General features: G+C 50.4%; 1 protein-coding gene. It reads right to left on the bottom strand.

The genetic code is table 11. The features are described from left to right. Positions 1–11: 11 nt before the first annotated feature. Positions 12–282 (bottom strand): BON domain-containing protein (locus tag LZP73_RS20885; protein ID WP_234236897.1); only part of this gene is annotated, 271 nt, incomplete at its 5' end.

Here is a 282-nt window from a genome sequence, read left to right as displayed (position 1 = left end):
ATTACGACGAATTACTTAGTTTTCAGATCATTTTTAACGCTTTTCACACCATCTACCGCTTTGGCGATACTTTCAGCACGGTCGCTCTGTGCCTGAGAATCTACGGTACCGGAGAGCTGGACCACGCCATCGGTGGTTTCAACTTTCACATGACGGGAAGGGACAATGTCATCTGCCAGCAGTTTGGCTTTGATTTCACTGGTAGTGGCGGTGTCACCCGCGTAGCCTTTCACAGAGCCTTCTTTAGCGTCGCGAACGTGCAGTTTGTCGCTGACAGAGGTC

The organism is Shewanella sp. AS16 (assembly GCF_021412365.1).
Classification (GTDB): Bacteria; Pseudomonadota; Gammaproteobacteria; order Enterobacterales; family Shewanellaceae; genus Shewanella; species Shewanella salipaludis.
This window is presented reverse-complemented; position numbering and strand designations above follow the sequence as displayed.